Raw genomic sequence first — 24,717 nt, 5'->3', positions numbered from 1 at the left:
TCATGCGGGGTCTCCTGGACGGTCGGGGCCCCCGGGGGGCGTAGCGGGTACGGGCGCGGTGGGATCGGCGGTGCCGCGCAGTGCCTTGGCAACCGCCGTGCCGATCAGGGCGAGGGGCTCGGGTTCGGTCATCTCGTAGTGCCCGCACGGCACGCGGTGGTCGTGCAGGGTGCCGCGCACGTGGGCACGCCAGGCGTCCGCCTTGCCGGGCTGTACGGCGAGGTCGCCGGTGAAGTCCGTCGCCGGTTCGTCGTCGGCGCTGAAGAACAGGACGTCCCCGTGGAAGACACCGGGCTCGAACCGGGGGGCGAGGCGCAGGTTGTTGCGCATGACGTCGGCGACGGCGGCGGCCTGCGCGCGGTCGACCGGAGAACCGGCGGGATCCGCCGTGACCTTGGCGTCGATGAGGTCCAGGACGGTCGCCACCGCGGGCGGGCCGCCGTCCGGGGGCACGGGCAGGCCGGCCACCCGCATCAGCAGGGCCGCCACCTGGCGCTCGGCCGTCCCGGCGTCGTACGCGCTCGCGTACGGCTGCGGGGCGTCCAGCATGGCCAGCAGTTCCACCCGCTCCCCCTGTTCCTGGAGCGCGCAGGCCATCGCGTGGGCGACGAAGCCGCCGTACGACCAGCCCAGCAGCCGGTAGGGGCCGTGCGGCTGGACCTCGCGGACCAGATCGACGTAGGAGGCGACCATGGCCGGGGCGTCGGGTGCGGGCGGCCGGGTGCCGTCGAGACCGGCGGCCTGGATGCCGTACACCGGCTGGTCGCCGCCGAGGTGGGGCAGCAGGCCGGTGTAGCGCCAGGAGACGCCGGCGCCCGGGTGAACGCAGAACAGTGGTGCGGCGCCGCCCTCGCGGCGCAGCGGCAGCAGAGGGGCGAGGGCGTTCGCGGTGCCGCCGGACCGCTGGTCGTCGGTGTCCTCGGTGGCGGCGAGGACACCGGCGACGGTCGGCGCGGCCAGCAGGGTGGCGGCGGGCACGTCGAGCACCCCGGCCCGGCGGAGCCGGCCCGCCAGCAGGACGGCCCGCATGGAGTCGCCGCCGAGGTCGAAGAAGTTGTCGTGGACGCCGATGCCGCCGATGCCGAGGGTCCGCTCCCACAGCCGGACGACGGCCTGTTCCCGCTCGGTGCGCGGCGGCACGGCCTCGGTGGTGAGCCGGGGCCGGGGCGCGAGGTGCGGCTCGTCCTGGACCGTGTCCGGGGTGTCGGACGCGGTGGAGCGGGCGCCGGGGGCGTCGATCCAGTGCCGGTGCCGTTCGAAGGCGTACGGCGGCAGCGGCACCGGCCGCGGCGTGCCCGGCACCGGCGGGAGCGCGGTGTCCGCACCGGCGCTCCACAGCCGGCCCAGCGCCTCGGCGAGGACGAAGCCGTCGCGGGCGTCGGCCTTGGCGTGCCGCATGGTGGTGACCGTCACCGGTGTGTCCGGGTCCAGCTGGGCGGCGGCCAGTCCGGTCAGGGTGTCCGCCGGTCCGATCTCCACCAGGACCGGGCGCCCGCGCTCCCACAGGGCCGTGATGGCGTCGGTGAACCGCACGGTGCGGCGGGTGTGGTCGCGCCAGTGCCGGACCGAGGTCGCCTGGGCGTCGGTGATCCAGGTGCCGGTGACGCTGGTGACGAACGGGATGCGGGGCGGGCGCAGGGTGACGCCGCGCAGGTGCCGCTCGTACGTCTCCAGCACCGGGTCCAGGACGTGGGAGTGGGCGGCGGCCGGTATCCGCACCCGGCGGAACGGGAGGTCCCGGCGGGCGAGTTCCCGCTCGAAGCGGGCCACGGCCTCCTCGTACCCGGCGACGGTGCAGGCGGCGGGCCCGTTCACCGCGGCCAGGGACAACTCCTCGTCGAGCAGCGGCAGTACCTCCTCGGCCGGGGCCGCCACACCGACGGTCGCTCCGCCCGCCCCGCTGATCAGCCGGATCCGTTCGGTGACCAGGGGCAGCATGTCCGCGAGGTCGATGACCCCGGCCAGGCAGGCGGCCGTGTACTCACCCAGGGAGTGGCCGATGAGCGCGTCGGGGCGGACCCCGGCGGCCATCAGGGTGCGCGCGAGGGCGTACTCGGTGACGACCAGGCCCAGGAAGGTGGCGGTGTGGTCGGCCGGTGCGCCCTCGAAGAGGGAGGTGCGCAGGTCGGTGCCGAGGACGGGGCGCAGGATGCGGGCGCACTCGTCCACGGTGTCGCGGTAGACGTCCCTGTCGCGGTACAGCTCGGCGCCCATGCCCGGGTACTGGGTGCCGCCGCCCGGCAGCAGGAACGCCACCCGGGCGGGTTCGTCCGGCACGGCCGGGGTGTCGGGGGCGGCGGCCCGCAGGGCGGACAGGGCCTCCTCGCGGGAGGCGGCGCTGACGGTCAGGCGGTGGCGCAGGGCGGGGCGGTGGGTGCGCAGCGTGTGCGCCACGTCGTCCAGGCGCAGGCCCGGGCGGCGTTCCAGGTGGCGGGCGAGCGTCTCGGCCTGGCCGCGCAGGGCGCCGGCGGTCCGGGCGGACAGCGGCAGCACCAGGCGGCCGCCGTCCTCGGGGGCGCGCGGCGGTACGGGCGCGGGAGCGGGGGCCTCCTCCAGGACGACGTGGGCGTTGGTGCCGCCGATCCCGAAGGCGCTGACCGCGGCCCGCCGGGGGTGGCCGGCGGCGGGCCAGTCCTCCAGCGCGGTGGGGACGCGGAACGGTCCGGCCGCGAAGTCGATGAGCGGGTTGGGCCGGTCGAAGTGCAGGCTGGGCGGGATCTGCCGGTGTTCCAGGGCGAGGACCGCCTTGATGAGCCCGGCGATGCCGGCCGCCGCGCCCAGATGGCCGATGTTGGTCTTCACCGAGCCCAGCGCGCAGTAACCGCGCCGTCGGGTGGACTCCCGGAACGCCTCGGTGAGCGCGGCCACCTCGATGGGGTCGCCGAGGCGCGTCGCGGTGCCGTGCGCCTCGACCAGGCCGATGCTGTCGGCGTCCACCATCGCCTGGGCCTGCGCGGCCAGCACGACCTCGGTCTGTCCGGCGGAACTGGGCGCGCTGAAGCCGACCTTGCGCCGTCCGTCGTTGTTGACGGCACTGCCCCGGATCACGGCCCGGACGCGGTCGCCGTCGGCCAGGGCGTCCGCCAGCCGTTTGAGGACGACCGCGCCGACGCCGTCCCCGGAGGAGGTGCCGGCGGCGTCCGCGGCGAACGCCCGGCAGTGTCCGTCGGGCGAGAAGGGCCCGTCGGGTACGTGCCGGTAGCCGAGCGCCGCCGAGGGGTTGAGGGAGACGGCGGCGGCGAGGGCGGTGTCGCAGCGGTGGTCGAGCAGGTCCTGGCAGGCGGTGTGCACGGCGACGAGCGCGGTGGAGCAGGCCGTCTGGAGGGACACGCTGGGGCCGGTCAGGCCCAGTTCGTAGGAGATGCGGGGGGCGAGGGTGCCCAGGGAGTTGGCGGTGGCCGCGTGCACCAGCTCGACGGAGCCGGGCTGTCCGGCGTGGCGGGGGTGGACGTGGGCGGGGTAGTACCGGCTGTCGCCGGCGCCCGCGTACACGCCGAAGGTGCCGTGATCGGTGCCGGGCGCGAGGCAGCCCGCGTTCTCCAGGGCGTGGTAGGCGCTCTCCAGCAGCAGGCGCTGCTGGGGGTCGACCACGGCGGCGTCGGCGGGCAGGTAGCCGAAGAATCCGGAGTCGAAGCGGTCGATGCCCTCGACGACGGAGGCCATGCGGATCAGCGACGGGTCGTCCAGGTCGCGCGGGTCGCCGCCGGCGGCCAGGAACTCCTCGTCGGTGACGGGTCGTACGGCTTCGCGGCCCGCGGCCAGGTTGTCCCAGAACGCGTCGAGGTCGTCGGCGCCGGGAAACCGGCCGGCCATGCCGATGACGGCGACGGCCGGCAGGTCCTCCTCCGGTGTGTCCAGCGGCCCGTTGGTCTCATGCATGGCCTTGGCCCTTTCCGTTCGGTGCGGAGCGGCGGGCCCGGGCCGCGCGCTGCCGTCGTGCCTGTTCCTTCGCCCGGTCCAGCCCGCTCGGCGGATCCCCGGCGCCGTCCGTCGGGGCCCCGGGGGCCGTCGTACGGCCGACGAGGTGGCGGGCCAGGTCGCGCACGGTGGGGTGCGCGAACAGGTCGACCACGGTCAGCTCGCAGCCGAACTCCTGGTTGACGGCGCTCTGCGCGCCGACCAGGAGCAGGGAGTTGCCGCCCAGGTCGAAGAAGTTCTCGTCCCGGCCGACCCGGTCGCGGTGCAGCACCCCGCACCACAGCTCGGCGAGCCGCTGTTCCAGGGCGTGGATCCGTCCCCCGGTGTCGTCGGCGGCCTCCGGCCGTTCGGCGCTGCCGGCGGCGCGCAGCACCCATGGGGCGACGCCCGCGGCGTCGGCAGCCGCCCGGTGCAGGGCGCCGAGGTCGGCGCCGTCCTCCAGCGCGACGCGGGCGGCGAGCCGCCGTACCTGCCGGGCCGGTTCGGCGACATGGCTGCGGACCCAGGGGGCGGTGCGGTCGGCGCCGATCAGCAGATGGGGTTCGTCCAGGGTGCGGGCGAGATCGAGGGAGCGCAGTGCGGCGGCCGCGTCCAGTACCCGGTAGCCGCGTGCCTCGGTGAGGGCGGTGAGACCGTAGCCGCTGCTCATGCCCCGCTCGTGCCACATGCTCCAGGCCAGGCTCTGCGCGGGCAGGCCCCGGGCGCGGCGGTGCAGGGCGAGCGCGTCGAGGTAGGCGTTGGCCGCGGCGTAGGCGGTGTTCATGGCGCCGCCGAACCAGCCGTTGACGGAGGAGAACAGCACGAACGAGGTCACCGGATGGTCGGCGCTGACCCGGTGCAGGGTCCAGGCGCCGTGCGCCTTGGCGTCCAGCGCCGAGCGCCAGGCGTCCGGGTCCAGGTCGCCGACGGGCCGCTCCACGAGTGCGCCGGCCAGATGCCAGACCGATGTCAGGGGGACGCCCCAGGCCTCGGTGGCCCCGTCCACCGCCGCCCGCACCTGGTCCTCGTCGGTGACGTCGGCGCACGCGTAGCGCACGTCGCCCAGCTCTCGCAGCCGCTGGTGGGTTCCGCCGTCCTCGGGCAGCGGACTGCGGCCGAGGAGGAGCAGGCGGGCGCCGGGGGTCGCCAGCAGGTGGGCGGCCAGTGCGCCGCCGACTCCGCCGAGCCCTCCGCTGACGAGGTGGAAGCCGTCGGTGGCGGGCGGCTCCTTGCGGTCGGGCGCCTCGGGCAGCGGGGCCAGCCGGCGCACGTGACGCCGGCCGCCGCGGTGGGCCACCTCGGTGTCCACGGGCTGCTGCGCGGCCTCCGCCGTCACGAGCGGTACGGGGTCGGTGTCCCGTTCGACGTCCAGGTGGACGCAGCGCAGCCCCGGTGACTCCTCCCGCAGCGACTTCAGGACCGCGCCGGCCATGGCCTGGGCCGGGGAGGGCGCTTCGCCCGCGCCGACCGCCTGGGCGTCCACCGTCACGTGGAGCAGGTCCGCCGGCCGGGTGCCGAGCGCCCGGGCGAGCGCCAGCAGGGTGCGGGCGGCCGACTCGTCCGGGGCCGCGTCGCCGCCGTGCGGGGCCGTGAGGTGGACGACGGCGTCGACCGGCCGCTCGTCGGCGGCCAGGTCCCGCAGCAGCGCCGTGTGGTCGGCGTCCTCGGCGGGCCGGATCCGGTAGCGGGCGGCGTCGAGGCGTTCGTAGGACGGTCCGTCCGTGGCGACGGTGCAGCGGACGCCGTCGGCGCGCAGGGCCCGGGCCAGGCGGTCGGCGAGGCCGTGGGTGCCGGGGCCGTCGCAGGCCAGGACCAGGGTGTGCCGGCCGGGCGGCAGGACGCGCGGGGCGCGTGGGGCGGCCGGCTGCCACACGGGCTTCAGGAACCAGTCGGGGAGGGTGGCGGCGGTGCCCAGCAGCAGGTGGGCCTCACGGACGGCGTCGTCGAAGTCTCCCGCCTCGAAGCTCTTGCGCAGCTTGGTCCGCTGGATCTTGCCGATCTCGGTCTTGGGGATGTCGCCGGGGCCGACCGGGACCAGGAAGGCGGGGCTGACGCCGATCTCGCGGGTGACCTTGCCCGCGATCTCCCGCAGCGCGGCGGCGCGGTCGGGGACGGGGGCGAGGTGGAAGAACAGGGCGAGTTCGTCGGTGGCGGCGGACGCGTCGGAGCGGACCGCGCAGGCCGCGGTGAAGCTGCGGACCACGGCGGGCAGTTCCTCGACGCAGGTCTCGATCTCGTGGCTGTAGTGGTTGACGCCGTTGACGATGATGACGTCCTTGGCGCGGCCGGTGATGAACAGCTCGCCGTCGCGCAGGAACGCCAGGTCGCCGGTGTCGAACCAGCCGTCGTCGGTGAACGCCTCGGCGTTGGCCGCCGGGTTGTCGTGGTAGCCGCCGGTCACGGAGGTGCCCCGGACCTGGAGTCGGCCGGCCTCGCCCTCGGTGAGCACGGTGGTGTCCTCGCCGACGACGCGCATGGCGAAGCCGGGGTAGGGCAGGCCGCAGCTGACGAACGTCTCGTCGGTGCCGGGCGGTTCGGCGGGCAGCACCGCGTCCGTGACCACCGAGCAGGTCTCGGACATGCCCCAGCCGGGGTGCATCACGTCCTGCGGCAGTCCGAAGGGCCGCAGCGCGTGCAGGAAGCCGCGGGCGGCGGCGGCCACGACGACCTCGCCGGCGTTCATCACCAGCCGCATCGGGGTCAGGTCCCAGTCGCGGTCCGCGAAGCGCGGGGCCTGTCCGGCGAGCAGCCCGAAGGCGAAGTTGGGGGCCCAGGTCACGCTGACCCGGTGCCGGTGGGCGAGGTCCATCCAGCGCGGCGGGTCCTGGAGGATCCAGGAGGTGGGCGCGTGGATCTGCCGGCAGCCCAGATAGAGGTCCCGCAGGTGGAACATGACGACGCCGGTGACGTGGTCGAGCGGGATCCAGTTCAGGGTCACGTCGTCGGCGCCGAGTCCGTTCATGGCCTCGGTGGCGGCGGAGCGGGCCAGCACGTTGCGGTGGGTCAGCCGGACGGCCTTGGGCAGGCCGGTGCTGCCCGAGGTCATCAGCATCAGGATGAGGTCGTCGGGCTGCGCGGCGTACCAGTCGCGGTCCTCGGGCGCGTCCCGCAGGGCGTCGGCCGTGGTCAGCCGGAGACCGGACCCGCCGTCGTGGCCGATCCGGTCGCGCAGGCCCGCCTCCAGCGCGGGCGAGCAGACGATCCAGGGCCGGCCGAGCATCCGCCAGATGCCCTCCAGTTTGGTGAGGGCGGCCGAGGGGGTGTCGTAGGAGGCGGGCACGGTGAGCGGTACGGCGACGAAGCCGCCGAGGATGCAGCCCCACAGCACCGCGAGGAAGTCCTCACCGACGTCGCACTGGAGGATCACCTGGTCGCCGGGGCGCAGTCCGGCACGCCGGAGTCCGGCGAGGACCCGGGAGGCCTCGGGGACGAGGGAGGCGTAGTCACGGCGGGTCTCGCTGCCGTCGGGGTGGACGTGCACGATGTCGCCCCGCGCGTGGTCGGCGGCCCGTACCAGGGCCTGGGCCCAGGTGGCGACGGTGGGTTCGGCCTGCTCGGGGCCCTCGCTGAGGGCGGGCCGTGTCCCGGCCGCCCCACGGGTGCCGCCGTCGGACGCCGGTGCGGCGCGGCGCGGGGCGGCGGCGTGCCTGCGGGCCAGTTCCCGCGGGGTGTCCTCGACCCGTGCCTCGGCGGCGCCGACACCGGTGACGCGGGCGAGGCGCTGTTGCCAGGCCCCGGCGGCGGCGCGGTCGACGGCGGGCAGGGCGGTGAGGGCGGCCGGGTCGAGGGCACCGTCGGCATCGCGGGGCAGGGTGCTGACGGCGGTGACGCCGACGGTCGTGGCGCCGGTGCGCTCCAGCAGGCGTTCGACGGCCTCGGTGGCCTCCGCGCGGCCCGGTACCACGAACAGCCGGGGCGGTCCGCCGTCGGCCGCGGGCAGCGCGACGGCGTCGCGGATGCCGGGCACGGACCGGGCGGCCTCGGTCAGACCTGTGGTGTCGGGGCCGGGTGCCTCGGCCGGTGTGCGCGGCGCGGGCGCCGGGAGCCGGCCGAGCCGTACGTCCGGGTCGGCGCTCACCGCCGCGAGCAGCCGGCCCAGCGAGCGGGCGAACTCCTCGGCGGTGGACGGGTCGTACAGGTCGGTGGCGTACTCGATGTGCAGGTCCAGGCCGTCGGGGGTGCCGTCGGCGGTGTGCCGTTCGAGGACGTCCACGAAGAGGTCGAACTTGGCGGTGCCGGTGGCGGTGGGCCGCAGCAGCGCCGGGTGCCCGTCGAGGCGGAGCACGGCGGGCTCGTTGTTCTGCAGGGCGAGCATGACCTGGAACAGCGGGTGCCGGCCGGGCCGGCGGGGCGGGTTCAGTTCGTCGACCAGCCGGTCGAAGGGCAGTTCCTGGTGGCCGAGCGCGGCCAGGTCGCCGGGCCGGACGCGGGCCAGCAGTTCACGGAAGGCGGGGTTGCCCGAGGTGTCGGCGCGCAGCACCAGGGTGTTGGTGACCAGGCCGATCAGATCGTCCAGGCCGGGTTCGGAGCGCCCGGCGACGGGGACGCCCAGCACGATGTCCTCACCGGCTCCGCAGCGGGTGAGCAGGGCGCTGACGGCGGCGTGCAGCAGCATGAACAGGCTGCTGCCCTCGCGCTCGGCGAGGCCGGTGAGGTCGCGGTGCAGGGCGGCGGGCACGTGCTCGGTGACATGGGCGCCGTCGCGCGGTGCCGTCGGCCGGGGCCGGTCGCCGGGCAGGGTGCACTCCTGCGGTGCCGCGGCCAGCGCCTGCCGCCAGTGCGCGGTGAGCCGCTCGGCGTGTCCCGTACCGTCCGGCCCGGGGGCGAGCAGGGCGCGCTGCCAGAGCGTGTAGTCCGCGTACTGCGCGCAGGGCGCGTCCCACGCCGGGGCGGTGCCCGCGCGGCGTGCCGCGTAGGCCGTGGTCAGGTCGTCGGCGAGGGGCCGCAGGGACCAGCCGTCGGCGGCGCTGTGGTGCAGGACGAGCAGCAGGGTCCGGTCCTCACCGGTGCCGAACAGCCAGGCCCGCAGGGGAGGTTTGCCGGTGAGGTCGAAGCGGTGGCGGGAGGCGGCGGCCAGGTGCGCGCCGATCTCGTCGGCGGGGCAGTCGACGGCAGGCAGCGGCGGGCGCGGCCCGCCGGCCGGCAGGATCCGCTGGTACGGCGTGCCGTCGTGGTCGGCGAGCACCGTGCGCAGGATCTCGTGCCGGTCGGCGAGGTCGCCCAGCGCGGCACGCAGCGCCTCGGTGTCGGCGGCGGCGCCGAGCGGCACGACGAGCGGGATGTTGTACGTCGCCGTGGAGCCGTCGAGCCGGTTCAGGAACCGCATGCGTTCCTGGGCGTAGGACAGCGGGACGCGCTCCGGGCGGGGCCGCTCGCCGAGAGCGGGCCGGCCGGGAGCCGTGCCGGGGCGGCCGTCGAGGTGCCGGGCGAGGGCGGCGGGCGACGGACCTTCGAACAGGGCGGTGATCGGCACGTCGGTGCCGGACCCGTGGCGCAGCCGGGCCAGCAGCCGGGTGGCGAGCAGCGAGTCGCCGCCCAGGTCGAAGAAGTTGGCGTCGATGCCGACGGTGTCCCGGGGCAGCTTCAGCACGTCCTCGAACAGGGCGCACACCAGCGCCTGTTCGGTGCTCGCGGGGCGGGCGCCGGCCGCCGCGCCGGTGAGGTCGGGCGCGGGCAGCGCGTCGGTGTCCAGCTTGCCGTTGGCGGTCAGCGGCAGGGTGTCCATGAGCACACAGGCGGCGGGAACCATGTGCTCGGGCAGGTGGGCGGCCGCGTGGGCGCGCACCTCGGCCGCGGCGGGCGGTCGTTCACCGGTGGTCACGAGATAGGCGACGAGCTGCTCGGCGCCGTGGTCGGCACGGCGCACGACGACGGCGGCGCGGGCGATGCCGGGGTGCTCGGCGAGGACGGCCTCGATCTCGCCGGGCTCGACCCGGAAGCCTCGCAGCTGCACCTGCCGGTCGGCGCGGCCGAGGTGGTCGAGGGCGCCGTCGGCGCGGAGCCGCGCCAGGTCGCCCGAGCGGTACATGCGGCTGCCGGGCGGGCCGTGGGGGTCGTCCAGGAAGCGGTCGGCGGTCAGTTCGGGGCGGTGCAGATAGCCGGGGGTCACCCCGGCGCCGGTGACGTACAGCTCGCCGACGGCGCCCGGCGGCACGGGCCGGCCCTGCGGGTCCAGGAGGTACACGCGCAGGTCGGCGAGCGGGGTGCCGACGACGTTGCCCCGGCGGGGGTCCGTCAGGTCGTCCGGGGTGAGGCGGTGGTGGGTGACGTGCACAGTGGTCTCGGTGATGCCGTACATGTTCACCAGGGCCGGCCGGTCGAGGCCGTGCCGGGCGGTCCACGGGCGCAGCCGTTCGGGACGCAGCGTCTCCCCGCCGAACACGACGTAGCGCAGCGCTCCGGCGGTGGGCTCCTCGTCGGCGTCCACCAGCTGTTCGAAGGCGGACGGTGTCTGGTTGAGGACGGTGACGCCCTCGTCGTGCAGCAGCCGCAGGAAGTCCCGTGGGGAACGGCTCACGGCGTACGGCACGACGACGAGCCTGCCGCCGTGCAGCAGGGCGCCCCAGATCTCCCAGACGGAGAAGTCGAAGGAGTAGGAGTGGAAGAGGGTCCACACGTCGTCGGCGCCGAAGTCGAAGTGCTCGGCCGACGCGGCGAACAGCCGGACCACGTTGGCATGCGGGACGGGCACGCCCTTGGGGCGGCCGGTGGAGCCGGAGGTGTGGATGACGTACGCGATGTGCGTCGGGCCGGTCGGTCCGCCGCGGTCGGCGTCGGTCAGGTCGGCGGCCGGGCGCGCGGCGAGGTCGGCGGTGACGGCGGGCTCGTCCAGGACGACGGTGGTGACGTCACCGCCGAGGTCCGCGGCGAGGCCGCCCTCGGTGACCAGGAGGACGGGCGCCACGTCCGCCATGACCAGGCGCAGGCGTTCGGCCGGGTGGGCGGGGTCCAGCGGGAGGTAGGCGGCTCCGGTCTTGAGGACCGCCAGCAGGGCGGGCAGCAGCCGCGGGCCCCGGTGCAGCGCGAGGGCCACCGTCCGGCCCGGTCCTGCGCCGCGTTCGACGAGCAGCCGGGCCAACCGGTTGGCCTCTTCATTGAGTTGCCCGTAGGTGAGGTGTGCGCCCTGGTGGGTGACGGCGATCCGTCCGGGCCGGGCGTGCACCTGCCGCTCGAACAGCTCGGTGAGCGTGCCGGTGACCGGGAACTCGCGTACCGGCCGGCCGCGCGGGTGCTCGCCGGGCAGCAGCAGGTCCAGATCGGCGAGCGCGGTGGTGGGCGCCGTCTGCGCCAGCCGCCGCAGCAGCGCGAGGAACCGCTCACCGTGCAGGGCGAGTTCGTCCGCCTCGTACAGGTGGGGGTTGGCGTCGAAGGCCAGCCAGAGGGCGCCGGGCCGGGTGCCGGGCCGGACGTTGATCTGGAGGTCGTCCACGGCGCCGCCCGACAGGTGGTGCCAGGTCGCCGTGCTGCCGGCGAAGTCCAGTTCCTCGGTGAAGGGGACGATGTTCAGCACGGGTCCGTGCAGGCGGCGCCCGGTGCCGAGGAGGCCGAGGTCGCGGCGGATGAACTCGCCCCGGTACTGCTGGTGCCGTCGTAATGCGGCCAGTTCGTCGGCCACCGTGCGCGCGAACTCCGCCAAGGGGGTGCCCGGTCGTGCGGTGACGCGCAGGGGCAGCACGTCGGAGGCGGTCCCCGGGGTGCGCAGGGCGGCGCTGCCGAGCCGGCTCATGGTGGCCATGCCGAGGACGAGGTCATCCGTGCCGGTCATGCGGTGCAGGTAGACGGCGAGAGCGGTGGCGAGCAGGTCGGCGTGGGTGATGCCCAGGCCGGCGGCCGCGGCGGACAGCGCCTCGGCGTCCAGGGAACCGAGTTCGACGGTGTGGCGCAGGAACGGGGCGCGCGGCGGGGCCGTACGGCGGGTGAGGCGGGCCGGTTCCGGCAGGTCCGCCAGGCGGCGGGTCCAGTGGTCGCGGTCACGGTCACGGCGTTCGGAGGCGAGGTAGGCGGCCTCCTCGGTCCGCAGCCGGCCGACGGGCGCGAAGCCGCCGGGGCCGGGGTCGCGGCCCTCGGCCAGCGCGTTGTGGACGTCGGCCAGGCGGCGGCCGAGGAGCTTGTAGCTGTAGCCGTCGAGCAGGAGGTGATGGGCCCGCAGCAGCCAGATGTGGCGGTCGGCGGCGAGGGTGAGGAGGGTGTGCGCGAACAGCGGGCCCTTGTCGGTGTCCACCGGGGTCGCGAGGTCCGCGCGGATCAGTTTCCAGGCGGCGGCCTCCGGGTCCGCGGCGTCGCTCACGTCGACCCGGTGCAGCGGCCAGTCGTCGGCGTCCGGCGCCGGTCGGCAGCGGGGGCCGTCGTCGGTGTCGAGGAAGCGCAGCGCGAAGGTGCCGGCCTCGCCGACCGTGCGGCGCAGCGCCGCCTCGAACAGAGCGGTGTCCAGGCCGCCGTGGATCTCCACCGCCTCCGCGGTGTTGTACGCGGCGCTGTCGGGGGCGAGCCGCTGCGCGTACCAGAGGCCTTCCTGTGCGCCGGACAGCGGTCGACGTTCGTCCTCGGGGAGAGACTCCTCGTGGAGTGACATAGCACAACCCTCACGTGGCAAGCCGTAACGGCCCGGCCGGAAAGAGCCCGGTCGGTCTGACAGGGAAGCGGCCCCGGCCCACCGGGCCGGCATTTACGGTCGCGCTCCGGGGACGTGGCCGTATCGCGGCCCGCCGCCGGTTCACGAGGTCCTCACGCTGGGGCAGCCGGGCGAATCCGGTCAAGCCCGATCCGGCCCCGCGAACGGAATTCAGGTTTTTCCCTAAAGAACGCGGGTTCCGGGATAGCCGCGCCCGCGACGAACTTTAGGGAAAACACGAGACTTTACCCGGGCGCTCCGCATCGGCTGGATTCGCACCGGCCCGACCGTGCACTCTCGAAAGGACGTTGAGCCGGATCCGCGGCGCCGACCGATGGTCGGCGCGCGGTATTCCGGGAATGAGCGGACGAAAAGAGGGCCTGGGTCATGCGCCGTGCGTTGTGTCCGGTAGAGACGCTGTACGTCGGGCAGCGAAGCCGAGCGGTGCTCTCCTGCACCCTGCGCGGCCGTCTCGACATCGAGGCGCTGTCGGCCGCGTTCGACGCGGTCACCGAGGCGCATCCGGCGCTGCGGACCCGCATCGTGCCGGACGGCGAGGGCTTCGCGCTGGACCTGCTGGACGAGGCCGCGCGCCCCCGGCTGAGCACCCGGACCGGCGCCGCCGAGGACGCCTACGCCACGGAGCTGAACACGCCGCTGCCCGTCGGCGGGCCCCTGAGCCGGGCGGTCCTGGTGAGCGCGCCCGAGGGAGACGGCCACCTGTTCGTGCTCTCGGTGGACCACACCGTCGTCGACGGACACAGCGGCATCGCCCTGCACAACGAGATCTGGGAACGCTACCGGGCCCTGGCCGAGGGCGAGGAGCGGCCCGGCGCCGCGGACGGCACCCCCGGCTGGGCGGTGCCCGTGAGCGAGTTGCTGCCCGAGGTGGACGAGGCGGCGACGACCGCGTACCTGGAACGGCGCGTGGACGAAGCGCGCCGGCACCCGGCGGAGCTGGTGGCGTACGACGTCACGGATCCGTCCGCCGTCGAGGGCCGTATCGAGGTGTGCCGGCTGACGCTGGACGAGGAACGCACCGGCCGGCTGCGCCGCACCGCCCGTACGACGGGCGTGACCGTCCACGCCCTGGTCGCCGCGGCCCTGCTCACGACGGCGCGCCGACGTCTGCCCGGCGGCGAGCCGCGTGCCCTGCGCTGCCTCTCCCCCGTCGATCTGCGCTCGCGGCTGTCACCGCCGGTGCCCGCCCTGGTGATGGTGCCCGCCGTCACCAGCCACCTCCAGGCCCTGGACGTCGCCCCGGAGTCGGACCCGGTCGAGCTGGCCCGCACCGTCCACTCCCGGCTCGGCGACTTCGTCGCGGGCGACGGCCCCTACCACGAGATGCGGATCACGCCCGAGATCCCGCGCAACCCCACGCTGCAACTGGCGACGGTGATCGCCACGAACATGGGCGTCGTCCCGGGGCCCCGGCTGCCGGAGGGCCTGGAGGCCACCGACGTCCGGCTGGTGCCCGCCCGGGAGCAGTACTTCCCGGCGGCCGGGCGCAGCCCGGTGATGGCCTGTGTCGTCTCGTTCGAGGGACGGCTGGCCATCGAGTTCCCGTACTTCACCGCCTGTTTCAGCCCGGAGTTCGTCCGGGCCTTCCGCGACGGGGTCGGTGCGGTGCTCGACGCCTGCGCCGCCGCCGTCGAGCCCGTCCCCACGGCGGCGGGCTGAGGCGGCCCACCGCACCGCACCTCACCGGCCACCGTAAGGAGCCCTGCGCCGACATGAGCAACGTCAGCGACATCCCCACGCCCCTGGCGCTGCTGCCGCGCGCCCAGGCGGGCGACGAACAGGCCATGAACCAACTGCTGACCGGGATCGTCCCGTACGTCGCACGACTGTGCCGGTCCATCACGCACGACGACGGCGCGGACGCCACGCAGGAGGCGCTCCTCGCCGTCTACCGGGGTCTGCGCACGCTGCGGGAGCCGACCGCGTTCTACGGCTGGGTGCGTTCGGTGACGGTCCGCGAGGCCGTGCGCACGGTGAAACGGGCCGGTGAGGAGGGGCCGTACCAGCGGGTCGAGCCGGGACAGGAGGCGAACCCGCTGGACGCCGTGCACATCAGCGATGTGCTGGACCGGCTGTCCATGTCCCACCGGCAGGTCCTCACCCTGCGCGCCTACGGCCTCAACGAGGAGGAGATGGCACGTGTCCTGTCACTGCCGGTGGGCACCGTACGGTCCCGGCTGCACCGCGCCCGACTGCGCTTCCGGGAGGCCTGGCAGCCCTCGGCGGCTTGAGGCCCGTCCTGTGGATCCCGCCGCGCCCGGAGGCAGTGCCTTGCGGCCGGCCCGAGCGAAATCCGCCGCGCGCGGACGCGCGGCGGAGGAGCCGGTCCGCGCGGAGTGTCCGGGCGTGACGGCGACGCGGCGGAGGCGCCTGCCGACGCCGCGCCCCGCGGCGGGACCGGGGAGAAAGGCCCTGGACCCCCGGCGGGCCGCGGGCGTCCCGTCGCGCCGCCTGGCACGCCCGTACTCCGCTTCCGCCCGGAGCCCGGTTGCACGCCGCACGAGGATGGCCGGCCGGCACTCCCCCGAGTGCTTCGAGCAGGTGCCCGACGGAGCACGCACCGCACCTCGCGCCCCGACGGGCGCACGGTGCCCGCCGGGGCCCCGGGACGGACGCGACGGTGGCCGTCGGCGGGATCGTCCCGCCGACGGCCACCGCCCGCCGTGTGTCCCCCGTCGCGCCCGTTACTCGATGAGCTCCGGCAGTACCCGTGGGGGCCACTGGCCCGGCGCGAACAGCCCGAGCGCGTGGGCGCGGGCCACCAGGGCGGGCCGGTTGGGAGCGTCGAAACGGCGCAGCAGCAGGCGCACGCGGTACTCGACGCCCTGACGGCTCAGGTACAGGCGGCCGGCCAGCTGCACGGTCGACGCACCACCCGCCACGCCCTCCAGGACCTGCACGTCGAGTTCGCTGAGCGTCAGTTCGCGGGGGTACGGCTCGCCCGCCGCCCTCAGGGGGCTCAGCAGGAGGACCAGTCCGGCCGGCCCGGTCGCGCCGGTGACCGCTATCGCCGTCAGGTCGGCGGCGAAGACACGGCCGCTGTCGTGCCGGCCGGCCACCCGCTCGGTGAACCAGTTCGTGCGGCCCTCGGAAAGGTCGGTGAAACGATGACGCAGCAACTCGGGCGTGCCTGCCCGGAGCAGATCGCTCAGCGTGCGGTCGCATATCCCGCCGGGGCTCGCCCCGAACTGTGCCGCGAAATCGGCTTCCGCGGCCGTGATGGTCATGCCCTTCGGACATACATGGGCCGTGTAGGTGCGGCGGCGGTTCACGCCGGCGCCCGCCTTGACGACGGTGGTGGATGAGGCGGTGATGCTTGTGGTCACCACGGACATACCGTCTTTCCCTCTGTACATGGGGGTTTCGATGCACCCCGCCCTTTCCGGCAACCCCGCGAGACAACGTTGTCCGCGCGTCACTTTCGCGCGGCCGCCACCGGGTTGGGGCGATATCACATCAGGTCGGCAACTCGGAGGCTATGGCCGGACAACCCGCCTGGCAAGTGTTTGCCTAGCCGGGCGCGCCCATTGCCAACTCTTTTGGCCATGGGGCAATTTCAGCCAAACAGCATCCTCCGCCCGGTCGTTCCGAAACTCGGTATGCAGGGAGCCATGGCAAATGACAGGAGAAACCTCGGGTGCGCAACCATGTTGCCCCCATTGCCAAGCCTCCCTAAAGTATGGGCAACTTCCGGACGTGGCCTCGAAAACACGGGGCGATCAGAAGACTCAAAAGGACCTCAGGGGATCAGAGGGCGAAATGCTTGAGCAGCCGCACTTCGGCCGGCAGCTGAGGAAGCTCAGGCTCGAGCGGGGCTTGAGCCAGGCTGCGGTCGTCGGTGAGGGCATGTCCACCGGATACCTCTCCCGTCTGGAGTCGGGCGAACGCCGGCCCACCGGACGGACCGTCAGCTATCTGGCACAGCAACTCGGCGTGGACGTCACCGCGTTGACCGAGCCGCGGGCGGGCGGTTGCCTGAGCCGCGCGCTCGCCGCCGCGACCTCGGCACCGCCGGGCACGGACAGCGCCACCGCCCTCCTCCAGGCGGTGCGCGACGACGAGCACGACGACCCCGTCGGCCGCTGGCAGGCGCTGTGGCTGCTCGGCCGGATCAGCGGTGGGCAGGGAGACTTCGAGCAGGAGCGCGGTCATCTGCGCGAGCTGATCGAACTGAGCGAACTGATCGCGGCACCCGACCTCCGGGTGCGGTCCCATGTGCAGTACGCGCGCTGTCTGTACGCCCTGGGCAAGGCACGGGCGGCGGAACCGGCCGCCGTCACCGCGCTCGCTGTCGCGCGCGCCGAGCGGCTGCCGGCCGCCGACGTCATGGCCGCCCAGACGGTGCTGATCGCCGTCGAGACCGGGCTCGGCCGGCTGGAAGCGGCCGAGCGCCATGTACGTGAGCTGGAGAGCGAGTTGCTGCCCACGGCCGCTCCCCAGCCGGCCGCCGAAGCCTTGTGGACCGCCTCGGTGGTCGCCGATCGGCGGGGCGACCACCGGACCGCCCGGTCCCGGCTGGAGGGGGCGCTGGCACTGCTCCGGGGCGGCGACGACCTGATCCTGTGGACCCGGCTGCGTACGGCGGCGACGGCCGCCGCGCTCCAGATGTCACCGCCGTGCGTGGCGGCGGCGGAGCGGTGGCTCGGCGAGGCCGACGTGGTCCTCGGACTCATCGGCACCCCGATCCAGTTGCAGGAGGTACGCGCTCTGCGGGCCCATCTCGCCTTCCACCAGGGCCGGTTGGACGACGCCCGGACGCTGTGCGGCGCGCTGCCGCCGGACGGCGAACTCCGGCTGCCGCACGGGGACCGGGTACGGCTGGCGGTCCTGGAGGGCCGTCTGATGATCCTGGAGGGCCGGGTCGACCAGGGCGTCGCGGCCCTGCGCCGCCTCGGGCAGCAGGCGACGGACGCCCACAACCTCGATCTGGCCACCCACGTCTGGCGGTCCCTGGCCACCACACTGGCCGACGTACGCGCCCCGGGCGTCGGAGGCGCCGTGCGCTAGACGCCGCCCCTCCGGTCTGAGGACGGCGAGTCCGTGGTCCCCGGGTGGCGGGTGGCGGGTCCGCTCCGGCACGCCAGGCGTGGGCGGCGGGCGCCCCCGCCGCGGCCAGGGGGCCCTCTACTGCAGGCTCAACCAGGGACGGATCGGTGTCGCCCGAGTGCGTCGTGCACTCACCGGAATGACGTGGCCAAGGGCGGCGGACGGTGCGGTCAGCCTGGAGCCGGACGGGGACGCTGTGGCATCGGCACCGATGTCGTGATGTCGGTGGTGGAGGCCCCGGTCAGAGGGTCTTTCGGAACGCGATCCGGCCGTGGCGTGCCACAGCCGGGGAGCGTGGGGGCATTGCCTCGGCGACGGTGCTGCGGGCACCCTGGAGAGACGGAATCACGGGGGTGAGCCGATGAGCCACTTGGCACTGCCGCATCCTGCCCACTACACGCCGTCCATGCCCCGGCAGCAGGACCAGGAATCGGTGCGCCCACGCGACCACAAGGTCCGCGTCCACCGGCACTGGCCCGACAGTCTGCTCGACGGGACCGGTCCGGCCCCCTTCTTCCTGGTTGAGACCTGGCGACCGCATGACAATGCCGGAGACCTCGCCTCGTGCACGCCGGAGACCTGCCGTCGTTGGGTCGAGGCCGCTCTCGCCTACGCCGGCGCCGTGGACGCGGTCAGCGCCGAGTTGGTGGCAGCCCAGCAGGGCGTGGGGTCCGTCCCGCGCTGGAGGCACTTCGCCGCGCGCCGCGCCCTGCGCGACGGGGAGAAGGTGCGAGAGCGCTACGAACAAAGTGCATCATGTCGATCAACATGCGTCGAACAGCAGAGACAGAGACGACCAGATCTGCCCATTGATCGTGGCCGAGGTACTCCTGTTCCTGCGCCATCACCGCACGCAAGCCCGCACCGTCACCGAAGACGGACCGGGCTTGCTCGGGTGGTCGTTGGTCTTAATGCGCGGCGCAGTACCCCTTCGCGGACTCGGTCCGTATGCAGAAGTCGACACGGCACGACTTCCGCTCAACCACCCGCAACGAGGTAAGTGTCTTGCCGAGCTGCCGCTGACGGTAGTGTCCAGGGCAGAGCCCCAGGGCTTTCGTCTCCTTGCCGCCCCCTCGAACTCACAGATCTTTCGCCGATACGAGTCCGCTCTCTCCCTTACCGGGCGCAACACTCTTCCGCGCTCCCTCTGCTGGTAGTGGGCCGCGCAGAACCCCTTGCAAAAGGCGGTACGCGAACAACTCCAGCCATGCCCCGCGGCCTTGCAGTGATCCCTCTCTGTATGAGAACCGCCGACCTGATCATCGAGGAGAGGGCACGGCAGCTCGGCGAAGCCACTGGCGAGACCGCCCTCAGTCACAGGATCAACGGCTGAAAGATGGAGCCGGTCGTGTTCGGAGCCGGATGCGGCATCTCTGAGATCGCCCCGCCCCCTGTCCACGTCAGCAACCCAGAAAGGAACCGGGCTGCACCTTTCCGTCACCGGGCGGCGCCCCTCCGGCACGTTATTCGTGGCATCCAGGTGTAGCGTCCGTGACATGGACTCTCGCACCACTGTTGAACGCGCTCAACGCCTCAAGCAGCTGCACTCCGAGTACAAGCCGCTCGTGCTGCCGACCGTCTGGGACGTCTGGTCCGCGCGGACCGCAGCCGCCGTCGGGTTCCCCGCGCTGACGGTCGGCAGTCATCCGCTCGCCGACTCCCGGGGAGCCGACGACCACGAGGGGCAGACCTTCGAGGAAGTGCTCACCGCCGTCAGGCCGATCATCGCGGCGGTCGACGTCCCCGTGTCCGTGGACCTGGAGGCCGGATACGGACAGAAGCCCGCGGATCTCATCGCTGGGCTCATCGAGGTCGGCGGCGCCGGTCTCAACATCGAGGACACCGTCCACTCGGACGGCGGCCGCATGCGCAGCACACAGGAGCACGCGAGCTACATCGCCGGCCTGCGCGCGGCGGCTGACGACGCCGGAGTTCCGGTCTGGGTGAACGGGCGCACCGACCTCTTCCTGCACGCGAAGGACGCTTCCGGCGTCCTCGACGAGGCGATCGAGCGACTGCGAGCCCTGGAGCAGGCCGGTGCCGACAGCGTCTACCCGGTGGGTATTCAGGACGACGACGACCTGCTCGCGGCGGTGACTGGCGCCATCGCCGTTCCCGTGAACTCCACGGCCCATCCCGTCAGGCACGATCTTGAGCGCTTCCGCCGCCTGGGCGTCGGCCGGATCACCTACGGCCCACTGCTGCAGTTCGCGATGACGGATGCGATGAAGGACGTGCTCGGCTCGTGGAAGCCCTGAGCAGCTGATCGAGCGACGGGGCCGGCCGTCGGCGTCCTACACCTCACGGGGGAAGTGACGCGTGTGCTTGTCGAACTCGGCTGCGCCGACCGGGGCTTCCTCGGTGCAGTCGTCGGCCTCGACGGACAGCAGCGGCCGCCCGGCCTTCGGGGCGATGAGGCTGGTGTCCGCCAGCGCACACTCCGCACCGGGGTTCTTCCACGTGCCCGTCACGGGGAGGGCGACCTCAGTGACGTACCGATCCCGTCGGGGCTTCGACACAGGCCGCGTGGCCGCGAAGGCCTCGGCCGGTTCACGGCCACCAGGTGACGGCCGGGCTTCGGGCGGGTCGTCGCGTGGCGTCGGGCCGCTGGAGCTCCTGGTGGAAATCAAGTACGGCCCCCGCCGACCCGGCGACGGTGGCTCAACGCTCGCGCGCGCAGCTCCCCGGAACGGCGTGGCTCACACGCCGACGTGGGAGAACGGCGCCCAGTCGCAAATGTGGGCGAAAGACCGCTCGTGCGGCGCTCTGCGGACCAGTGCCCGCCACAGGGGACGTACGGCGTCGCGGGGCAGACGGGTGCCCGCGGCGTTCTGGAGTTCGGCCGCCTTCTCCTCGTTCGTGGTGTCCCTGACCCACTGCTGCGCCGCCCGCAGGGCCGCCGCGGGAGTGGCGTCGGGCCGCTGGAGCTCCTGGTGGAAACGGGTCGTCAGCAGACAGGAGGCCAGCCCCTGCACCGCCCACTGGGTGGCCGTGATCCCGGCGACTCCCGCCTGAAGCAGACCGGTCGGCAGGCTCACGGTCTCGTCGGGCAGGACCAGCCCCGGCACCTGGCTCTCGCAACTGGACAGGATCACCAGCCGTACCCCGCCCGAACCGTCGCGCGTCAGCCGCATCCGAAGCAGGTCGCCCAGCAGGAGCGGTTGGTCGTCGGCGAGGAGGACGGCGCTGAGCAGGGGTTCACTGAGATTGACGACGCCATGGCAGGCGAAGTGGTGCACCTGGTGACGGCCCAACGCGTCCTTGACGGCCTGGACATCGGCGGCCTCATGGCACAGCCCGTGCGAGGAGGCGAAGTGGGCGCGCGCCGCGGCCACTTCGCAGGCGGCGAAGGAGAGGGGCTCGTGCCGGCTGGGCAAGGGGTCGTGGAGCGTGAGCAGCGAGCCGAAGGGCACCCGGTCGGCAATCTCCTGGGCGGTGCGCAGGCTGCGGGCGTTCGGCGTGTAGCTGAGCACACACTCGTCCATCGCGTAACGGCGCGCCGTCGGACGTGAGGCGTCGGGCGTCCACGCGGCATGCAGCGGCAGCAGACCGATCAGCCCGGACGGCACGAGCACCGCGCTCGTTCCGGTGCCCAGGCACTCCAGGACGGGTCCCATCACGGCGTTCCACAGCCAGGCGGTGACGGCGTCCAGGGTGCCGAGCCACACCCCCGGTTCCCGCCCCCGCCCGTCGTGCGCCTCGCGCAGATCCTGAACCCGGAGCGTCACGGCGCCCTCGGTCAGCTCGGGCAGCCACACGGTCCGCACCGACTCGCCGCCCGCGGTCACGACCAACGCCACGCCACCCGCGCCGGTGGCCGCCAGATAGACGAGCGGCACGGAACAGGCGGCGGCGATGTCGTCGAATCCGGGTGCCCTCAGGAAGTCGCCCTTGACCCGGCGGATTTCCGCGATGGCGGCGTCGAGTTCCTGTCGGGCCGCGCGCAGCCGGTCCCCGTCGGCCGCGCCGGCGGACCGGGCCACGCCCGAGGGCTCGGGGGTGAGTCCCTGGCCGGCTTCCCAGGTGTTGATCTGTTCGGCCCACTCTCTGTTGGCCCGCTGATAGCGACGCACGCTGTCCCCGTGCCCGTCCTCGATCAGATCGTCGAGATGGGCCCGGTCCCGCTCCAGCACCTCGCTCAACTGGAGCGCACGACCGCGTTCCAGTGCGACGACCGCGTCCCGCGGCGCGCCCTCCTGGGCCAGGGCATAGGCGGCCCGGGCCGGGAAACCCTGGGCCGCGCGCAGCCAGCGCTCTTTGTGCCCCCTGCCGAACTGCGCCTCGAAGAGTCCGGCCATGGCCTGGAAGGCGAGGCCGCACGCCTCCGCGGCCTCGGACCAGACACCCTCCTCGAAGGCCCACTCCGCCCACGCCGCGGCCGTGACCAGTGCGGGCCCTGGCTGTGTGGCCAGCCCGGCGGTGCAGCCGGTGCGGTACGCCTCCACCGCGCGGCGGCGATCGGCGCGTCGGCCCAGTTGCCGATAGCGGGTGTACAGCATCCGGGCCTGCGCCATCAGCGTCGTGGGACGGTTGACCCAGCCGTCGGGCGACTCCGCGAGTGCCTCGTCGAGCAGCCGTACCGCCCGGTCGAGGTCCTGGATGTCGTACAGATGCTGGTACCGGAAGAGGAGTCCAGCGGCGAGGTTGACCAGGAACCTCGGCCGGTTCGGGCTGCCCGCGGGCGCGGTGGCGACCGACTCCTCGTACGCGTCGGCGGACCGGGTGAGATCCAGGAGGTCGCCGGTGGCACCGTAGCGGTCCAGGAGGGCGGCGCCGTAGTTGTTGAGGACGACGCCGGGCAGCAGGGCGTGGGCGGTGGCCGGGGAGGAGGCGGTGGCCCGTTCGAGGGCAGCGACGCAGCGCTGCAGATCCCTCGGGTCGGCGGAGAGGTGATAGCGGTCGCGCAGCGCGACCCCCAGGGTGTTGAGAGCGGCGGCGGGGTACTCACCGCCCCCGGTGGGACCGTTCAGGACGGTGTCGAGTGCGTCGATCGCGCGGTCGAGGTCGTGCAGGCGGCCGTCCCGGCCGTATCGGTCCCACAGGGCAAGGCCGAGATTCGTGGCGATCTCCGCGTACTTGTCGTGCGTCTCCGTGAGGTGGGTGAGCGCCTCGGTGAACTCGTCGACCGCCGCGTCCAGGTCGGCTCCGTCGCCGGAGTGGATGTAGCGGTCGCGTCGGCACAGTCCCAGCAGCCCCAGGATCTGCGCACGGGCGAAGCTGTGCGCCGGTTGCCGGGGCAGCGCGTCCTCCAGCAGCGCGATGGCCTTGAACAGCTGGGTGGCGTCGCCATCGGCCAGATAGCTGTGCCGCAGTTCCACCGCGATCTCCGCCCGGGTGTGGTCCTGCCGTTGGGAGTCCGCCCCGCCGGAGGCCGGCAGGGCGTCGAGGACGGCGACCGCCTCGGACAGGACGCTACGGTCACCGGTTGTCGAGAAACGGAAGTTGAGGGCGCCCGCCAGTTGGTAGGAGAGACCGACGTCCAGGCCGGGTGAGTCCGCGAAGGCCGTCCGCGCCTCTTCCGCGAGAGCCCGCATGCGCTCCAGGTCCTCGCTCGCGCCCAGCGCGCCGTACCGCACTGCGAGCACATGGTGCAGGGCTTCCGTCGCGCGCATCCAGGCGTGGGGCCCGTTCGCCGCGGTGACCGCGGCCTCCAGCTCCTCGATCGTGCGGTCCAACGGGGCTTGCTCCTGCGTCTGCTGATGGTACGTCAGCAGGGCGAGGCCCAGGCTCACCCGGGCGCTGCTCGCGGCCTGAGGCTGACGCGCGGCCCGTTCGAGCAGCGTCAACGCGTCCTCCAGGTCCGCCGGGTCACCGTCCCGCTTCGCTCTGGCGGTCAGCAGCACGGCCCGGTCCTGCAGGCAGATCGCGCCCTGGGCGGAGTCCTCCGGTACCCGGGTGAGTGCCTCGTCGACGAGGAGCAGCGCCTGGTCGATCCGCTCGCCTTCACCGGGCCGTTCGCCGTACCGGAACATGACCATGGCCAGCGCGGCGAGGACTTCCGCCGATGCGGGCGCTTCCGGGGAGGCCGCGTCCCGCAGGGCGGTCAGAAGGTCCAGGGCGCGTCGGAGGTCGGTCGGCTCCTGGGCCAGTTGCCAGCGACGGTCGAGCAGGCAAGCGAGCGTGAACAGGGCGTGGTCGCGAAGCCCGGGGACGGCCGCCGCGGCCGGACCGGACGACAGGGCCTCGGCCAGGCCGACCGCCCGGTCCAGCTCCTGCCCGCCGACGACGCGGCCGAGAAGCGCGTCGAGCGCGTCGAGTACGAGGTCGTAGCACGCGCCCACCTGGGACTCGCCCTCCGGATCCTCGGCCAGGGCCGTACCGAGGACGTCGACAGCCTCGGTGAGGTTCTCCCACTCATGCAGGCTCCGGTAGCGCTGGACGAGTGCCATGGCCAGGCCCACGCGCCACTCCAGCCAATGCGGGGAGTGCGCCGGCGTCTTGGCCGGCGCCGACCGGTACGCGGACAGGGACCGCTCCACATCCTGGATCCCGCCGCCTTCGGAGTGCGAGATCAGGTAGGCGAGTCCGCGTGCGTGGGCGATCCGTGTCAGCAGCTCGGGGCCGGCCGAAGCGGCGGCCTCGTCGAGCAGACCGAACCCGCGGTCGCGGTCCGCCGCGTCGAGGGTCAGACACGAGATCAGTCGGCCTGCCCGTACGAGCGCCTCGGTGAGCAGCCCGTCACCGGCCCGGCTCGCCGACCGGGCTTCGACAAGGGCGTGTTCCGCCGCGGACCTGGCGTCGGCCACATGGACCTGGTGTCCGGCGAGCACGTTCGCCACCGACAACAGCACCGCGATGCGCTGCACGGGAGACAGCTCGGTGAGGGCGGACTCCGTGGCCACCCCGCGCAGCAGATGCCCCAGGGGTCCATGCGGATCCTCGGTATAGGACTCCACGATGTCTTCGAAGGCTGTGACGTAAACCGTTCCCTTTGCGTCCTCTCCCCTTGTGCCCTCGAGGTCCAGCGCGAAAGCGACGAACGCGAATACGGATGGCAGGGGGGAAGAATTGTTCGAATTATTCTCCACGCCGGTCGCCGAGATACAGGTGATCCTTGTGGGGTGGCTCCCCGCGGGCAGTGACAGGCCCATTCGTGACCCCCTGGGATCGGTGCGCGCCGGTTCCGGTGAATCCGGCGAAGA

At 73.7% G+C, this 24,717-nt stretch carries 9 protein-coding genes; 4 read left to right on the top strand and 5 right to left on the bottom strand.

Translation table 11 applies throughout. The features are described 5' to 3' along the window. Together OG933_RS43715 and OG933_RS43710 are read right to left on the bottom strand one after the other, a co-directional pair. Complete coding sequence (locus OG933_RS43715) at positions 1-3,879, bottom strand: type I polyketide synthase (RefSeq protein WP_405633069.1); 3,879 nt, start codon at positions 3,877-3,879, stop codon at positions 1-3. Next, complete coding sequence (locus OG933_RS43710) at positions 3,872-12,469, bottom strand: amino acid adenylation domain-containing protein (RefSeq protein ID WP_405633067.1); 8,598 nt, start codon at positions 12,467-12,469, stop codon at positions 3,872-3,874. Before OG933_RS43710 ends, OG933_RS43715 begins: the two co-directional genes overlap by 8 nt. 426 nt (positions 12,470-12,895) lie before the next feature. Between OG933_RS43710 and OG933_RS43705 the strand changes: the two genes are divergently transcribed. Continuing rightward, a complete protein-coding gene (locus OG933_RS43705) occupies positions 12,896-14,188 on the top strand; it encodes a phthiocerol/phthiodiolone dimycocerosyl transferase family protein (RefSeq protein ID WP_405633065.1) in 1,293 nt (430 codons plus the stop codon). Between the two features lie 53 nt (positions 14,189-14,241). Continuing rightward, positions 14,242-14,760, top strand: coding sequence for an RNA polymerase sigma factor (locus OG933_RS43700; RefSeq protein ID WP_385256534.1), 519 nt, complete (start codon positions 14,242-14,244; stop codon positions 14,758-14,760). Positions 14,761-15,213: 453 nt separating this feature from the next. Here OG933_RS43700 and OG933_RS43695 read toward each other — a convergent pair whose 3' ends face one another. Then, a complete protein-coding gene (locus tag OG933_RS43695; protein ID WP_405633063.1) occupies positions 15,214-15,864 on the bottom strand; it encodes a LuxR family transcriptional regulator in 651 nt (216 codons plus the stop codon). A 424-nt stretch (positions 15,865-16,288) separates the two neighbouring features. On the opposite strand from OG933_RS43695, the gene OG933_RS43690 reads away from it, so the two are divergent. Continuing rightward, complete coding sequence (locus OG933_RS43690; protein WP_405633060.1) at positions 16,289-17,536, top strand: helix-turn-helix domain-containing protein; 1,248 nt, start codon at positions 16,289-16,291, stop codon at positions 17,534-17,536. A 1,535-nt stretch (positions 17,537-19,071) separates the two neighbouring features. Next, a complete protein-coding gene (locus tag OG933_RS43685) occupies positions 19,072-19,833 on the top strand; it encodes an isocitrate lyase/phosphoenolpyruvate mutase family protein (RefSeq protein WP_362535064.1) in 762 nt (253 codons plus the stop codon). Between the two features lie 36 nt (positions 19,834-19,869). Here the strand turns inward: OG933_RS43685 and OG933_RS43680 are convergent, their stop codons facing one another. Both OG933_RS43680 and OG933_RS43675 read right to left on the bottom strand, forming a co-directional pair. Continuing rightward, complete coding sequence (locus OG933_RS43680) at positions 19,870-20,046, bottom strand: hypothetical protein (RefSeq protein WP_405633058.1); 177 nt, start codon at positions 20,044-20,046, stop codon at positions 19,870-19,872. Positions 20,047-20,274: 228 nt separating this feature from the next. Beyond that, positions 20,275-24,471, bottom strand: a complete 4,197-nt coding sequence (locus OG933_RS43675) for a CHAT domain-containing protein (protein WP_405633056.1) — start codon at positions 24,469-24,471, stop codon at positions 20,275-20,277. Between the last annotated feature and the right edge of the window lie 246 nt (positions 24,472-24,717).

This window comes from Streptomyces sp. NBC_00016 (assembly GCF_045040885.1).
Lineage (GTDB): Bacteria > Actinomycetota > Actinomycetes > Streptomycetales > Streptomycetaceae > Streptomyces > Streptomyces coriariae.
The sequence above is the reverse complement of the archived record's forward strand: the minus strand, read 5'-3'. Positions and strand labels throughout refer to the sequence as shown.

What these genes read in the sequence shown, in the direction of transcription:
- OG933_RS43700 (WP_385256534.1), top strand. Translation starts at nt 14,242, where the DNA reads ATGAGCAACGTCAGCGACATCCCCACGCCCCTGGCGCTGCTGCCGCGC.
- OG933_RS43705 (WP_405633065.1), top strand. Translation starts at nt 12,896, where the DNA reads ATGCGCCGTGCGTTGTGTCCGGTAGAGACGCTGTACGTCGGGCAGCGA.
- OG933_RS43710 (WP_405633067.1), bottom strand. Translation starts at nt 12,469, where the DNA reads ATGTCACTCCACGAGGAGTCTCTCCCCGAGGACGAACGTCGACCGCTG.
- OG933_RS43690 (WP_405633060.1), top strand. Translation starts at nt 16,289, where the DNA reads ATGCTTGAGCAGCCGCACTTCGGCCGGCAGCTGAGGAAGCTCAGGCTC.
- OG933_RS43715 (WP_405633069.1), bottom strand. Translation starts at nt 3,879, where the DNA reads ATGCATGAGACCAACGGGCCGCTGGACACACCGGAGGAGGACCTGCCG.
- OG933_RS43695 (WP_405633063.1), bottom strand. Translation starts at nt 15,864, where the DNA reads ATGTCCGTGGTGACCACAAGCATCACCGCCTCATCCACCACCGTCGTC.
- OG933_RS43685 (WP_362535064.1), top strand. Translation starts at nt 19,072, where the DNA reads ATGGACTCTCGCACCACTGTTGAACGCGCTCAACGCCTCAAGCAGCTG.